Annotated in this window: 11 protein-coding genes and 2 rRNA genes; 5 read left to right on the forward strand and 8 right to left on the reverse strand. The window is 71.2% G+C overall.

Annotation, left to right across the window (positions count from 1 at the left end; genetic code table 11):
• Window positions 1-33 precede the first annotated feature (33 nt).
• The 6 genes from hpf to mtnA all read right to left on the reverse strand — a co-directional run bounded on the left by hpf (window position 34) and on the right by mtnA (window position 7,937).
• The gene (gene hpf, locus ACIO3P_RS06010) at window positions 34-726 is read right to left on the reverse strand and encodes a ribosome hibernation-promoting factor, HPF/YfiA family (RefSeq protein WP_329826345.1); all 693 of its coding nucleotides are present in this window, start codon (window positions 724-726) and stop codon (window positions 34-36) included.
• 315 nt (window positions 727-1,041) lie between these two features.
• A complete protein-coding gene (locus ACIO3P_RS06015) occupies window positions 1,042-1,764 on the reverse strand; it encodes a ComF family protein (protein WP_399299836.1) in 723 nt (240 codons plus the stop codon).
• Window positions 1,765-1,940: 176 nt separating this feature from the next.
• On the reverse strand, window positions 1,941-3,788 hold the full coding sequence (locus tag ACIO3P_RS06020; protein WP_329826347.1) for an LpqB family beta-propeller domain-containing protein: 1,848 nt from the start codon (window positions 3,786-3,788) through the stop codon (window positions 1,941-1,943).
• Window positions 3,778-5,829 (reverse strand): MtrAB system histidine kinase MtrB, encoded by a 2,052-nt coding sequence (mtrB, locus tag ACIO3P_RS06025; protein WP_329826348.1) that lies wholly within the window; start codon window positions 5,827-5,829, stop codon window positions 3,778-3,780. The genes ACIO3P_RS06020 and mtrB overlap by 11 nt, the downstream gene beginning before the upstream one ends.
• A 1-nt stretch (window position 5,830) precedes the next feature.
• Window positions 5,831-6,508 carry a two-component system response regulator MtrA gene (mtrA, locus tag ACIO3P_RS06030; protein ID WP_329826349.1) on the reverse strand — a complete coding sequence of 226 codons (678 nt, stop codon included), beginning with the start codon at window positions 6,506-6,508 and terminating at the stop codon, window positions 5,831-5,833.
• A gap of 280 nt (window positions 6,509-6,788) precedes the next feature.
• Entirely contained in the window at window positions 6,789-7,937 is a 1,149-nt protein-coding gene (gene mtnA / locus ACIO3P_RS06035) for an S-methyl-5-thioribose-1-phosphate isomerase (RefSeq protein WP_329826350.1), read from the reverse strand.
• Between the two features lie 476 nt (window positions 7,938-8,413).
• On the opposite strand from mtnA, the gene ACIO3P_RS06040 reads away from it, so the two are divergent.
• From ACIO3P_RS06040 to ACIO3P_RS06060, 5 genes are read left to right on the forward strand one after another with little or no spacing between them, the layout of a single operon-like run.
• Window positions 8,414-9,616: a hypothetical protein gene (locus ACIO3P_RS06040; protein ID WP_401855265.1), complete on the forward strand. Its 1,203-nt coding sequence runs from the start codon at window positions 8,414-8,416 to the stop codon at window positions 9,614-9,616.
• A gap of 4 nt (window positions 9,617-9,620) precedes the next feature.
• Entirely contained in the window at window positions 9,621-10,307 is a 687-nt protein-coding gene (locus tag ACIO3P_RS06045) for a DUF4129 domain-containing protein (protein ID WP_329826352.1), read from the forward strand.
• Entirely contained in the window at window positions 10,304-11,539 is a 1,236-nt protein-coding gene (locus ACIO3P_RS06050) for a DUF4350 domain-containing protein (protein WP_401855267.1), read from the forward strand. The genes ACIO3P_RS06045 and ACIO3P_RS06050 overlap by 4 nt, the downstream gene beginning before the upstream one ends.
• On the forward strand, window positions 11,536-12,537 hold the full coding sequence (locus ACIO3P_RS06055) for a MoxR family ATPase (RefSeq protein ID WP_329826354.1): 1,002 nt from the start codon (window positions 11,536-11,538) through the stop codon (window positions 12,535-12,537). The genes ACIO3P_RS06050 and ACIO3P_RS06055 overlap by 4 nt, the downstream gene beginning before the upstream one ends.
• Window positions 12,538-12,549: 12 nt before the next feature.
• Window positions 12,550-13,860 (forward strand): DUF58 domain-containing protein, encoded by a 1,311-nt coding sequence (locus ACIO3P_RS06060; protein WP_401855270.1) that lies wholly within the window; start codon window positions 12,550-12,552, stop codon window positions 13,858-13,860.
• 115 nt (window positions 13,861-13,975) lie between these two features.
• Here ACIO3P_RS06060 and rrf read toward each other — a convergent pair.
• Window positions 13,976-14,092: ribosomal RNA gene (gene rrf / locus ACIO3P_RS06065) — 5S ribosomal RNA — on the reverse strand.
• A gap of 78 nt (window positions 14,093-14,170) precedes the next feature.
• Window positions 14,171-14,244: ribosomal RNA gene (locus ACIO3P_RS06070) — 23S ribosomal RNA — on the reverse strand; the annotation flags it as partial.

Consider the following 14,244-nt stretch of genomic DNA (forward strand, 5'->3'; position numbering starts at 1 on the left):
GGTCCGCCGGTGTGTCAGCCGCTCCAACCGCGCTCAGCCGCCGAGAGCGCCACCCGCACCGTCCGGCTCCGAGCCGGCCAGCGGGTCCGTCCTGAGATGAATGACGCCGTAGTCGTAGGCGTGGCGCCGGTAGACGACGCTGGGCTCCTTGGTGTCGGAATCGACGAAGAGATAGAAGTCGTGACCGACCAGCTCCATCTCGTAGAGCGCCTGGTCGAGCGTCATCGGTGCGGCGACGTGGGTCTTCTCGCGGACCACCAGGGGGCCTTCGCCCTGCACCTCAAGCGTGCCGATCATGGTGGTGGGTACGGCCGCCTCGCGGGCCTCTTCCGCCGCGGTCTCGCCGTTCGCGTTCAACTGGGCCACGCCGGGGACGACATCGACGACCTCCGCGGCCGACAACCGGCCGTTGCCCCGCCGGTTGTGGCGCTTGTCGTGCTGCTTGCGCAGCCGCGCCTCCAGTTTGCCGGTGGCCAGGTCGAGCGCCGCGTACGGATCGGCCGCCGCCGCCTCGGCACGGATCACGGGGCCCCGCGAATGAAGGGTGATCTCCACCCGGTCACTGCGGTCGGCCTGCCGCGGATTGGGCTCCTTGGACACCTCGACATCGAGGCTGATCACCTTCGCGTCGAGCTTCTGGATCTTCTCCAGCTTCAGCTTCTCCGCCACGTGCTTGCGGAACCGCTCGGGCACCTCTGTCTTGCGGCCCTTGACGACGATGTCCACGCAGAACTCCGTTCCCGGATCACTCCGCCTCGCTGCGGAGTCACTCCTTGTTGCACCAGGCCCCGATAGTCACCGGAGCCTCGGACTTGGCGACTTTCACCTCCTCCTCCCCCAGCGGCGAGATCCCCACTCCCCTGAATTTCCGGGGGTCTGAAAAGCGCCGGAGCACACCAGTGCATTCAATGAGTCGCGGCTCGCGCCATTCCTCATAACCGAACATAGACCCCCCGGACGGGTGTCGGCACCCGCTACCGGCATGTACCTCTGTTCAGCTCTTTTCCTGCCCTGTTCACCTGCAACGATGCACGGTCCCCATCAGTTCCGGTTTATTTCGAAGGACAGCGGCGGAGCGGCGACGACCGCAGCACTCACCTGTACGAATCCGGGAATGCCCGGACCCATGGCGGCACGCAGTGCCCTCGCCCCTTCGGCGAGCGAGGCACCCGTCGTCATGAGATCGTCCACCAACACCACCCGGCCACCTTCCAGCAGCCGGGTACCCCCGATCGCGACCTCCAACGCCCCCGAAAGATTCGCCTGTCTCTGCCGGGCGCCGAGGGCCGCCTGATCGGCCACCGGGCGGCGCTGGCGCAGCAGCGGCAGGACCCGGCACTCTCGCCCGGTACGCCGCAGCTCTCCGGCGGCGGCCAGCGCCAGCCTGCGGCCCGCGTCGTGCCCCCGCGCCCCGACCGCGCGCAGGGTGGACGGCACCGGGACCAGGAGCAGCGGCCCCACGCCCGTACCGGGCGGCGCTGCGGCCCGTACAGCGCCCGCCAGGGCACGTCCCAGCGGCGCGGCGAGGCCCAGAGCCCCGCGCTCCTTGTGCGCCAGCAGAACGGCCCGTACGGCGTCCTCGTACGGAGCCGCCGCGTGGACGGCCGGCAGCCCCGGCGGCTCCGGCACCGGCCGCACCCGGCACGGCCAGGTCCCGTACAGCGCCCGGCCGCACGCCTCGCACAAAGGTGTCCTGGGGCTCCCGCATCCGCCACAGGCGACCGGCAGCACCAGGCCGGTGATCTCCCGCCACCACGCCCGCATGGGACACACTGTGCCAACCTCCGAGGCACCGGGCCACCCCTGTGGACAACTCAGTCGGGCAAAGCCCGTAACCAGCCGTTTCGGCGTCCCGGCGGTCCGTGACCACCGGCTGATTCCAGCCCCTCGGGCCGGTGCCGTCACCGGACGGCGCCGACCTGAGGTGGGGCCGTGGGACGTCAGCCCGGGTAGACGGGCGAGGAGCCCACTTCGACCATCGTCTGCCAGTTCGCGCCCGTCGGCAGCCGTACGATCCCGGCGTCCTCCGAGTCGGCCACCACGGGCTGCTGGTCGTCGTCGGCCGCGGCGATCGCCGTCACCTGGTTCAGCCCGGGCAGCACGCTCGACGCCGAGGTCGATCCGTCGGTCTGCATGTAGCGGACCTGCTGCACGCCCCCCTGCTCCTTGCCGACCACCACGAGCCTGCTCGGACCGGCCCAGGAGACCGCCGTGACGGTCTCCAGTTGCGGGGCGGCCGACTGGAGTTCCACCACGGACACCACCGGTTCGGCCGCTGAGCCGTGCCGCTCCACGCGCCCGATCTGGAGCGTGGTCCTGCCGTCCTTCGCCAGCAGCAGCGCCACCCGCACCCCGTCCGCCGACACCCGCAGCCCCTCGATGCGCGCGCCGTCCAGCCCGTCGACCGTGACCGTACGCGGCTCGCCCTCACCGTCCGCGAACCGCAGCAGACGCGGGTTCGCCGGGTCCCGGTCGGCGACCCACAGATCGCCGCGCCCGTCCCAGCTCGGCGCAGACAGCCGTTCCTTCTCGTTCGGTCCCTTGCTGGTCACCAGCGGATCGCCCGGCTCGCTGTCCGCGAGGATCGACGACACGTACAGCGACTTGGCGTCCTTCGTGACGCCCGCCGCGTGCTTCTCGTCGCGCGCCACCCCGACCCAGCCCAGCTTCAGATCGCCCTTGCCCAGCGGCCCGATGACCTGCGACCGGTCGACGCTCTCGCCGCCGCCCGCCTGGAGCAGCGAGAGCCGCCCCCGGTCGTCCACGTAGTACGGGTTGTCGGGCCGGCCGGTGGTGCGGTCCGGCGCGAACTCCTCGGCCTGGTCGCCGCTGAGCACACAGAGCGAGGAGCCGTCCGCCAGCAGCTCGACCTGTCCCACCGGCGTGGCGGTGAGGTCCCGCAGGGTGAACAGGAGCTGCGCGGCCATCTTCCGGCACTGCGTGCGCCCCGCCTTGGACGCCTTCTCGTTGAGCGGCACCTTCAGCGCGTTCCGGTCGTCGAACTCCAGTGACGTGGTGCCCTTCTGGAGGGCGGTGCCGCTGGGGAACGGGGAGTCGACGACCGGTTTCAGCCAGTTCGTCGGCCCGTCGAGCAGCACCCTGACCGCCTGGGTGACCGGATCCATCCGGCTCGTGGGGTCTATGCGCTGACGGATGTAGACCGGGTCGGCGACCAGCCAGTTCTCGCCGGAGGCGAAGTAGTACTTGTTCACGGACCGGTAGTTGCGCTGGAAGTCCGACTCACCGAGGACGAGCCCCTGCGGCAGATCGTCGATCCGCCACTCCTTGGTGCCCCCGATGTTCTGCCGCACCAGGTGGATGGTGCCGTTGTACGCCGTGGGATCGAGCGGCTGATAGGCGTGCGAGGAGTCCACGTCGGCGATCCGGTCGCCGTACAGCGGATATGTCAGACCGCCGCTGTCCGAGCCGGACGCCTCCTTCGGGACCGCGGGGTCCGGCGCGGCGCGCAGCACCGTCGTACCGGCGCCCGGCTGCCAGTAGCGGGACGCTTCCGGCGTCAGATACTTCCTGGCCATCGCGAAGTCGGGATCGTCACTGGTCATGGCCTCCAGAAAGCCGTCGACGATCTCGGCGGGACCCGCCTTCTCGCGCGGCGGTACGGCGTACACCCGCACCTGGGACTCACCGGCCGGCGACGCCTTGACCGGCTCCACCTCCCCGCTGTCCGGGATCGACGCGCACCCGGCCAGCAGCAGGGCGAGAACCCCCAGCACCGCCGGCGTCCTCACCGCCCTCCCCAGCCCGAACCGACGGCGGTCAGCGCCCACGTACCGTGTCCTCCCGCTGCGGATCCGACGGTGCGGATTCCTCTGATGGGGTGCCCGCCTCGGGGGCCCGCTCCCCCGCGGGCCGCGCCACCACCCGGGCGCCACTGCCCGGCAGGGCCGCGGGATCCACCGCGGCGGCCGTACGGGGCAGCGCGGGCGGTCCCGCTGCCGCCTGGAGCGGGGAGCGGTCCACGCGCGGCTGTGTCGGCACGCTCGCCAGCCGGTGCGCGCTCTCCTTCAGCTCCTGGGACCCGGCGCTCTCCCGGTTGCGCCGGGAGTCCTCGGGCTCCAGCGGTATCGGGGAGCCGCGCAACGCCTCGTCGGCCGTACGCGGCAGTGTCAGCCGGAACTGGGAGCCCCCGCCGGGTTCGCCCCACGCCTGGAGCCAGCCGCCGTGCAGCCGGGCGTCCTCGACGGCGATCGACAGCCCGAGCCCGGTACCGCCGGTCGTGCGGGCGCGCGCCGGGTCGGCCCGCCAGAAGCGGTTGAACACCCGGGTGGCCTCGCCCGGTTTGAGCCCCACCCCGTAGTCGCGTACGGCGACCGCGACGGCGCCGCCCGCCACACCGAGCCGTACGACGACATCCCGGCCCTCACCGTGCTCGACGGCGTTGACGACCAGATTGCGCAGCACCCGCTCCACCCGGCGGGCATCCGCCTCGGCGACCACGGGCTGCTCGTCCCCGAGAACCCGGATCCGGCTGCCCTTGCGCTCGGCCAGCGGCTCGGCGCCGCCGATCACCCGGCGCACGACCTCGCGCAGATCTATCGGCTCGGCCTCCAGGGCCGCCGCGCCGGCGTCGAAGCGGCTGATCTCCAGCAGGTCCGCGAGCAGCGACTCGAAGCGGTCGAGCTGGTCCCCGAGCAGTTCGGCGGAGCGCGCCGTCACCGGATCGAAGTCGGCGCGCGCCTCGTGGATGACGTCGGCGGCCATCCGTACGGTCGTCAGCGGGGTGCGCAGCTCGTGCGAGACGTCGGAGACGAAGCGCCGCTGCATCCGGGAGAGCTCCTCCAACTGCTGGATCTTGAGCTGGAGATTCTGCGCCATCTTGTTGAAGGCTTCACCGAGCCGGGCGATGTCGTCCTCGCCGGTGACCTTCATACGTTCCTGGAGGCGGCCGGTGGAGAGCCGCTCGGCGATCCCCGCGGCCATCCGTACGGGTGTCACGACCTGCCGCACCACCAGCCAGGCGATGGCGCCCAGCAGGACCACCACGAAGAGCCCGGCCGTGGCGAGCGTGCCCTTGACCAGGTTGAGCGACTGCTCCTCCTGCGTCAGCGGGAAGAGGTAGTACAGCTCGTACGCGTTGCCGTTGGCGTCGTTCAGCCGCTTGCCGACGATCAGCCCCGGCTCCGGATCCCGGTCCTCGGTGGCCCGGGTGTACCGGATCTGCGCGTACCTCTGGTACGGCCCGGTGCCCTGCGCGACCGCGGTCCGCAGATTGCCGGGAACGCTGGAGAAGTCGACCCCGCCGGAGACCCGGGGCGCCCGGCTGGTGGACGCCGCGTCCTGCCCGTCGGGGCTCAGCGCGACCACGTTGAAGGCCCCGGGGCCGCCACTGGCGAGCTGTTCGACCAGGTCGGACCGCCAGTTGACGGAGTTCCTCCCCGACCGGCCGCTCTCCCCGTCGCCGTCCCGGCCGCCGAGCGCTGCCGGGGAGTCGGCCTTCTCCTTGGCCACGGTGAAACCGCCGGCCGCCTGGCTCTGCGCGGCCTTCTCCTTGGCTTCGAGCAGGCCGTTGCGCACCTGACCGATGACCACGAAACCGAGCAGCAGCACCACGCCCAGCGACATCAGCAGCGTCGCCGCGACGACCCGGAGCTGGATGTTGCGCCGCCACAGCCGCACGGCGGGCAGCAGCGGACGCCGCACCCACCGCACGAGCAGCCGCAGCACAGGACCGCCCGGCGAACCGTCCTGGAGCAGCCGGCCGCTCTGGAACAGCCGGCTCACCCCCGAGAAGGCACGCCCGGGCCCGGCAGCCCGCCCCGCACGGACTCCCGGCTCACCGGGCTTCGGAGCAGCGCTGCCGCCGGACATGTCAGCTCGGCCCTGCCTTGTAACCGACACCACGGACGGTCACCACGATCTCCGGGCGTTCGGGGTCCTGCTCGACCTTGGAACGCAGCCGCTGGACATGCACATTGACCAGTCGGGTGTCAGCGGCGTGCCGGTAGCCCCACACCTGCTCAAGAAGCACCTCACGGGTGAACACCTGCCACGGCTTACGGGCCAGCGCGACCAGCAGATCGAACTCCAGCGGCGTCAGGGCGATCGACTGCCCGTCCCGCTTCACGGAGTGACCCGCCACATCGATGACCAGGTCACCTATGGTCAACTGCTCCGGCGCCGGCTCCTCCGACCTGCGCAGCCGCGCCCTGATCCGGGCCACCAGCTCCTTGGGCTTGAACGGCTTGACGATGTAGTCGTCGGCGCCTGACTCCAGCCCCACCACCACATCGACCGTGTCGCTCTTGGCCGTGAGCATGACGATGGGCACCCCGGACTCGGCCCTGATGAGCCGGCACACCTCGATGCCGTCCCGGCCGGGCAGCATGAGGTCCAGCAGCACCAGGTCCGGCTTGGCCTCCCGGAAGGCCGCGAGTGCCTTGTCACCGTCCGCTACGAACGACGGCTCGAAACCTTCACCCCGCAGCACAATCCCGAGCATCTCGGCCAGTGCGGTGTCGTCATCGACGACAAGGACGCGTCCCTTCATATCGACATCATCCCATTTTCATTTCCGTTGCGTAGACACGCGTGATCTGTCTCACTGACCGGCGACGACGTGCGCCGATGGCCGTGTGTGACCGTCGCTGTCCGTCGACGTTGATGTCAAGCACTGATGTCAAACCCGCTGCGGTGGATCCGAGCCCTTGGCCGACCGCCACGGCGCTCCCACCCGCATCCCGCCTCCCGTCGCCCCACACGGTAGTGGAGCGGACGGCCGTTCCGGACGGCCCGACCGCACCCTGAACACCTGCGGGACGGCCGCCGGTTCAGCCGATCCCCGCCCGGCGCGCCCCGGCACACAGCTCCGCGATTCCGCCCCCGGTCACCGGGGACAGCGCACCGCACTCGGTGACGATCGCCGTCACCAGTTCCGGCGGAGTGACGTCGAAGGCCGGGTTGTACGCCTGCGTCCCCAGCGGTGCCACCGGCATCCCCCCTCCGGGCTCCACCCCCGCCACCGCGACCTGCGGCGCTGTGAACTCCGTCACCTCCTGGCCCGGTCGTTGCTCCACCTCGATCGACGCCCCGTCCGTGGTGTCCAGGTCGATGGTCGTGGTGGGGGCGACCACGATGAACGGCACATGGTGGTACTTGGCGAGCACGGCGAGCGGATAGCTCCCCACCTTGTTCGCCACCGAGCCGTCGGCGGCGATCCGGTCCGCCCCGATCAGCACGGCGTCCACCTCCCCCGCGGCGAAGAGAGAACCCGCCGCGTTGTCCGTCAGCAAGGTGTACGCCATCCCGTTGCGCGCCGCCTCGTACGCCGTCAGCCGCGCACCCTGGAGCAGCGGACGCGTCTCGTCCACCCACAGGCGCCGCAGCCGACCGGCGCGGTGCGCCGCCCTGGCCACCGCGAACGCGGTGCCCTCCCCACCCGAGACGAGCGCCCCGGTGTTGCAGTGGGTCAGGATCCGGTGGCCGCCTCCCGGCAGCAGTTCATCGAGGAGTGTGAGCCCGAACGCCGCCATCTCCGCGCTGGCCTGGGCATCTTCCCGGTGGAGCCGCTTCGCCTCGGTGAGCGCGGCAGCCGCCGCCCCCTGCGGATCCTCCCCTCGGTCGGCCGCCGCACGGTACGCGTCACGGGCCCGGTACACCCCGTACCCCAGGTTCACCGCGGTGGGCCGCGCCCCCGCCAACTGCTCCGCCGCGTCCTCGACGTCGTAACCCCGCGCCGCGGCCAACGCCACCCCGTAGGCGCCCGCGATCCCCAGCAGCGGTGCGCCCCGGACCGCCAGCGTCCTGATCGCCACCACCAGCGCGGGCACATCCGTACAGACCAGCTCCGCCTCCTCGACCGGAAGCCGCGTCTGGTCGAGGAGGACCAGTACGGGCCCTTCGGGCGGCTCGTCCCAACGGAGAGAGGGGAGCATCGGCGGCTCCGCGCCGACCGACGTGTGTGCGTACTGATCAGCCATCCGCTCAGTCTGCCCGCTACGGCACGGACAATGAAGGCGAGAACAGAGCCGATAAGGAGATACAGCCCCCGGTCCGTCCCGGCACGCCGCGTGGCACGATGGCTGCCAGGCCCTGTTTCCCGGATCTCCGTGGGCCCGGAACCCCAGGTACGGCACTTCGCCACCGATCCACGGGGGTCCGGGAAACAGGACCCAGGTCGTGTCCGACGGATCTTCACAGGCCCGCGACGCCCCGCACCGCATCCCGCAGGGGTGCCGGTGTCGTCCCTGTACCTCCGGTCCATCGACGACGCCGGTCCGCCACCCCTCGGCGCACGCCACCGGCGGCGACTCGCGCCGCCGGTGCGGCGGACGGAGTCTGGGCCGCGAAGCTCCACCGGACGCGACCTGGCCCGCCGCCCCGCTCCGCGGACGGGCACCGTCGAAGCGCCGGCTCCCCGAGCCGGCCTCTCAACCAATCCACGAGGTGGACGACCGTGAACGACACTCCGGGCTGGGCCTCGCCCGGATCCGCCCCGTCCGACGGCCAGGACACCACTGTCCCCCGGCCCGCAGAGCCCGCCGACGACACCGGCTCCACCTCGAAGTGGTCCACCTCCCAGCCACCGGCCGGACAGTGGTCCCCGCCGAGCACGCCCGGCACCGGCCCCACCGCCCCCGGACCCGCGCGGGGCTGGGGCGGACCGCCTCCGGGCGGGCCCGGTCCCGGCTGGGGCAAGCCGCCGGCCGCCAAGCCGGGGGTCATCCCGCTCCGCCCGCTGAGTGTCGGTGAGATCCTCGACGGTGCCGTCTCGACCCTGCGCGTCCACTGGCGCACGGTGCTGAGCGTCAGCCTCGTCGTCTCCGTGGTCTCCCAGATCGGCGACATCCTCCTCCGGCGCTATCTGCTGCCCGAGCCGGTCGCGCTCGACCCGAACGCGACACCGTCGGAACTCCTCAGCCAGACCGCCGACTCGGCTCAGTCGCAGCTCGCCGCCGACGCCCCCTCGCTCGCCATCCTGGTGATCTGCACGCTCTTCACCACCGCGATACTCACCGTGGTGATCAGCCGCTCCGTGCTGGGCCGTCCCGTCACCCTCGCGGACGCCTGGGGCGAGGCCCGCCCCCGCCTGCTCAAGCTGCTCGGATTCACCCTGCTGCTGCCGTTGATGAGCGCCGCCGTGCTGACCGTCGGCATGCTGCCCGGCCTGTTGATCGGGTCCACGGCCGGAGTCGCGCTCTCCCTGCTCGGCGCGGTGGCGGCCTTCGTCGTCGTCATCTGGCTGATGGTCCGCTTCAGCCTCACCTCCCCCGCGCTCATGCTGGAACGCCAGGGAGTCATCCCCTCGATGCGCCGCTCCGCCAAGCTCGTGGCGGGCGCCTGGTGGCGCACCTTCGGCATCCTGGCCCTCACCCTGCTGCTGTCCATGGTGCTCTCGCTGCTCATCGCCATCCCGTTCGCGGTCATCGGTACGGCGGTGGACGGCGACGGCCTCACCGGCTGGCCCTTCCTCATCGTCACCGGCATCGGTTCCGTGATCGCCTCCACCATCACGTACCCGATCTCCGCCGGCGTCACCGTCCTTCTCTACGTGGACCAACGCATCCGGCGCGAGGCTCTCGACCTCGAACTCGCACGCGCCGCCGGCGTACCGGGCTACGGCACCGAACAGCCGGGCCACGGCCCCTCCGGGAGCTGATGCGGTGTCCGTCCTGGGGGGAACGACGACACGGCCGCTGATCCACGCGAGCGGCGACCTGCCGGTGGACACCTCCCGCGTCCCCGCCCGTGAGGCGGCGGAGCGGGAGCTGTCCAAGCCGATGTACCACGAGAACGATCCCAACCTCCTGGAACGTGCCCTCGATCGCATCGCGGAGTGGATCGGCAAGCTCTTCGAAGGCGCGTCCGGCGCCGCCCCCGGCGGCCCGCTCGGCCTCGTCGTGGTCGCCCTGATCGTCGTGGCGCTCTGCGCCGCCCTGTGGTGGCGGCTGGGCGCCCCCCGTCGTCTGTCGGCCGCCACGGGCACCCTCTTCGACGACGGCCCCCGCAGCGCCGCGCAGCACCGCACCACGGCCGAGGCGCACGCCGCGACCCACCGCTGGACGGAAGCGGTCCAGGAGCGGATGCGTGCCATCGTCCGCTCTCTGGAGGAACGGGCCCTGCTCGACCCCCGCCCCGGCCGCACCGCCGACGAAGCGGCCTCCGAAGCGGGGCGCGCACTCCCCGGCCACGCGGACCGACTACGCACGGCCGCCCGGGAGTTCGACGACGTCACGTACGGGGGCCGCACCGCCGACGAGCGGACATATCTGCGGCTGCGTGAACTCGACACCGACCTCGAACGAGCGAAGCCGCACCTGAGCACCGTGGCCGGAGGAACAACCGAGTGACCTCCCCCCTCAGCCCCACCTCGCTCGCCCCGAGCGCCCGCCAGGTCTGGACACGAGGCCGCGGACTCCTCCTCGCCCTTCTCGTCCTGCTGACGGCCGGGATCGCGATGGCCGCCCTGCGCTCCGGCGAACAGTACGGCCGTCTCGACCCGCGCTCCGCGGACCGGTTCGGCAGCCGCGCCACCGCCGAACTCCTCAGGGACCACGGAGTCTCCGTCACCGTCCGCACCACCCTGCGCGCGGCCACGGCCGAGGCCGGCCCCGACACCACCCTGCTCGTCACCAACCCCGACCTGCTGACATCCACGCAGCAGCACACCCTGCGCGCCCGGACGGCCCCCGCGGGCGGTCGTACCGTCCTGCTCGGCGCGGGCCCGCCGTCCCTCGGCGCTCTGGCGCCCGGAGTCCGTACGGACACCCCCGCACCGGTCTCGGCCCACGCCCCCCGGTGCTCGCTGCCCGCCGCCGTCCGCGCGGGCACCGTCGACATCGGCGGCGAGCGGTACGAGACGGACACGCCCGGGGCCGACTCCTGCTACCCGAGCCACGGCGCACCGACCCTCCTCAGAATCCCGGACGCGCGGACCGGCTCCGCCGGCACGTCGGCCACCGACGCCGCATCCGGCGACACCGTGCTGCTCGGTTCCCCCGACATCCTGTACAACGACCGCCTCGACCAGCAGGGCAACGCGTCGCTGGCCCTTCAACTCCTCGGCTCCCGGCCTCATCTCGTCTGGTACCTCCCTTCACTCAGTGATGACTCCGCCTCCACTGCCGACGGTGGCGAGGACAACGCCGGCAGTACATTCCTCGAACTGATCCCTTCCGGCTGGCTCTGGGGAACCTTCCAGCTCTTCCTGGCCGCGCTGCTCGCGGCCGTCTGGCGCGCCCGCAGGCTGGGGCCGCTCGTGACGGAACGGCTCCCCGTGGCCATCCGCGCCTCGGAGTCCACCGAGGGGCGCGCCGGCCTCTACCGCAAGGCGAACGCACGGGACCACGCCGCATCAGCCCTGCGCACGGCCACCCGTGACCGTCTCGCCCCGCTCCTCGGCGTCCCTCCCACCAAGGCGCACTGGCCCGACTCCCTGATCCCCGCGGTCTCCGCCCGTCTGCCGGACTCGGACCACGACCTGGCCGCCCTCCTCTTCGGTCCGGCCCCGACCGGGGACGCCGCTCTCATCCGCCTGGCGGACCAACTCGACGCCCTCGAAAGAGAGGTACGCACCTCATGAGTGCCCCGACCGCACAGAACGCCGGGACCCCCGGACCTGCCGGGAACACGGACAGTGCCCGCGCGGCCCTGGAAGCCCTGCGCGCCGAGATAGCGAAGGCGGTGGTCGGCCAGGACCCCGCCGTCACCGGGCTTGTCGTAGCCCTGCTCTGCCGCGGCCACGTCCTCCTCGAAGGAGTCCCCGGGGTTGCCAAGACCCTGCTCGTACGGGCACTCGCCGCCTCCCTCGAACTCGACACGAAACGCGTCCAGTTCACCCCGGACCTGATGCCGAGCGACATCACCGGCTCACTCGTCTACGACTCCCGCACCTCTGAGTTCTCCTTCCAGCCCGGCCCGGTCTTCACCCATCTGCTGCTGGCCGACGAGATCAACCGCACCCCGCCCAAGACCCAGTCGTCCCTCCTGGAGGCCATGGAGGAGCGCCAGGTCACCGTCGACGGCGTCGCGCGCCCCCTGCCCGACCCGTTCCTGGTCGCCGCGACCCAGAACCCGGTCGAGTACGAGGGCACTTACCCCCTTCCCGAAGCCCAGCTCGACCGCTTCCTGCTCAAGCTGACGGTGCCGCTGCCCTCCCGTGACGACGAGATCAATGTGCTGACCCGCCATGCTGAAGGGTTCGATCCGCGCGATCTCCAGGCCGCGGGGGTACGGCCCGTCGCCGGACCGGCCGACCTGCAAGCGGCGCGCGAAGCGGTCGCCAAGACCTCTGTCTCACCCGAGATCGCGGGCTATGTCGTCGATATCTGCCGTACCACGCGTGAATCCCCCTCGCTGTCCCTCGGCGTCTCCCCACGAGGAGCCACCGCCCTGCTCTCCACAGCCCGTGCCTGGGCCTGGCTGACCGGCCGCGACTACGTCATCCCCGACGACGTCAAAGCCCTGGCTCTTCCCACCCTGCGCCATCGCGTCCAACTCCGGCCCGAAGCAGAGATGGAGGGAGTCACTGCCGACTCCGTCATTACCGCGATCCTCGCCCATGTCCCCGTACCCCGATGAGGCGGTGAAACCGTGGCCCTCACCGGACGGAGCGCTCTCCTCGCGGCTCTTGGCTCGCTCCCCATCGGTGTCTTCGCCCCCAGTTGGGCGGGGATCCTCGCCGTCAATGCGCCGCTCTCACTCGCCATTCTGTGCGACTACGCCCTGGCGACACCAGTGCGAACGCTCCAATTCACCCGAAACGGTGACACCTCAGTTCGGCTCGGCGAGAGCGCGGCAGTCCACCTGACCGTCACCAACCCCTCCGGCCGCCGCCTGCGCGCCCAGCTCCGCGACGCCTGGCCGCCCAGTAGCTGGCTCGCCGGGACCGACCATTCGAGTTCCCGGCACACGGTGACCGTCCCGCCGGGCGAGCGCCGCCGGCTCACCACCCTGCTCCGCCCCACTCGACGCGGCGACCGGCACGCGGAACGGGTAACCGTGCGCTCCTTCGGGCCGCTGGGACTGGCCTCGCGCCAGGGCAGCCACGACGTGCCCTGGACGGTGCGCGTGCTTCCGCCCTTCACGAGCCGGAAGCACCTGCCGTCCAGACTTGCCCGTCTGCGCGAACTCGACGGCCGCACCAGCGTGCTCACCCGCGGCGAGGGCACCGAGTTCGACAGTCTCAGGGAGTACGTGACCGGCGACGACACCCGGTCCATCGACTGGCGGGCGACCGCGCGCCAGTCGACCGTCACCGTACGGACCTGGCGCCCCGAACGGGACCGGCATCTCCTCATCGTCCTCGACACCGGCCGCACCTCGGCGGGTCGTGTGGGCGACGTCCCACGTCTGGACGCCGCCATGGACGCCACACTCCTGCTGACCGCCCTCGCCTCGCGAGCCGGCGACCGGGTTGATCTCCTCGCCTACGACCGGCGCACACGCGCCCAGGTCCAGGGCCGCGCGGCGGGCGACGTCCTGTCGGCCATGGTGAACGCGCTGGCCCCGCTGGAACCGGAGCTGGTGGAGACGGACGCCCGCGGCCTCAGCGCGGCAACGCTGAAGAGCGCCCCGCGCCGATCGCTCATCGTGTTGTTGACGAGCCTCGACGCAGCGCCCGTGGAGGAAGGACTTCTCCCCGTCCTGCCGCAGCTCACCCGACGCCACACCGTCATCGTGGCCTCGGTCGCCGATCCTCAGATCGAGGAGATGAGCGCGGCACGAGGCACAGTGGACGCGGTGTACGAAGCCGCTGCCGGCGCCCAGGCACAAGGCCAGAGGCGACGGACGGCAGAACTGTTGCAGAGCAAGGGCGTCACGGTCGTGGATGCGACCCCCGAGAAACTCGCGCCGGCTCTGGCTGATGCGTATCTCGCGCTCAAAGCGGCCGGACGTCTCTAGGAGAGAAGGTTGTGACGTGTGGACGGGGAGAAGCTTCCTCGTCCACACACGGGAAACGGGTCTGGAACGCAGAAATGCCCCGCACCAGAGGTGCGGGGCATTCCCGTCAATGATTGTTCGGCGGCGTCCTACTCTCCCACAGGGTCCCCCCTGCAGTACCATCGGCGCTGTGAGGCTTAGCTTCCGGGTTCGGAATGTAACCGGGCGTTTCCCTCACGCAATGACCACCGAAACACTATGAAATTCAGAACACCGGATGAAAACACGGCCGTTCGTTATTTCAGAACCAACACAGTGGACGCGAGCAACTGAGGACAAGCCCTCGGCCTATTAGTACCAGTCAGCTCCAACCGTTACCGGTCTTCCACATCTGGCCTATCAACC

Source organism: Streptomyces sp. NPDC087310, assembly GCF_044744405.1.
Taxonomy (GTDB): domain Bacteria; phylum Actinomycetota; class Actinomycetes; order Streptomycetales; family Streptomycetaceae; genus Streptomyces.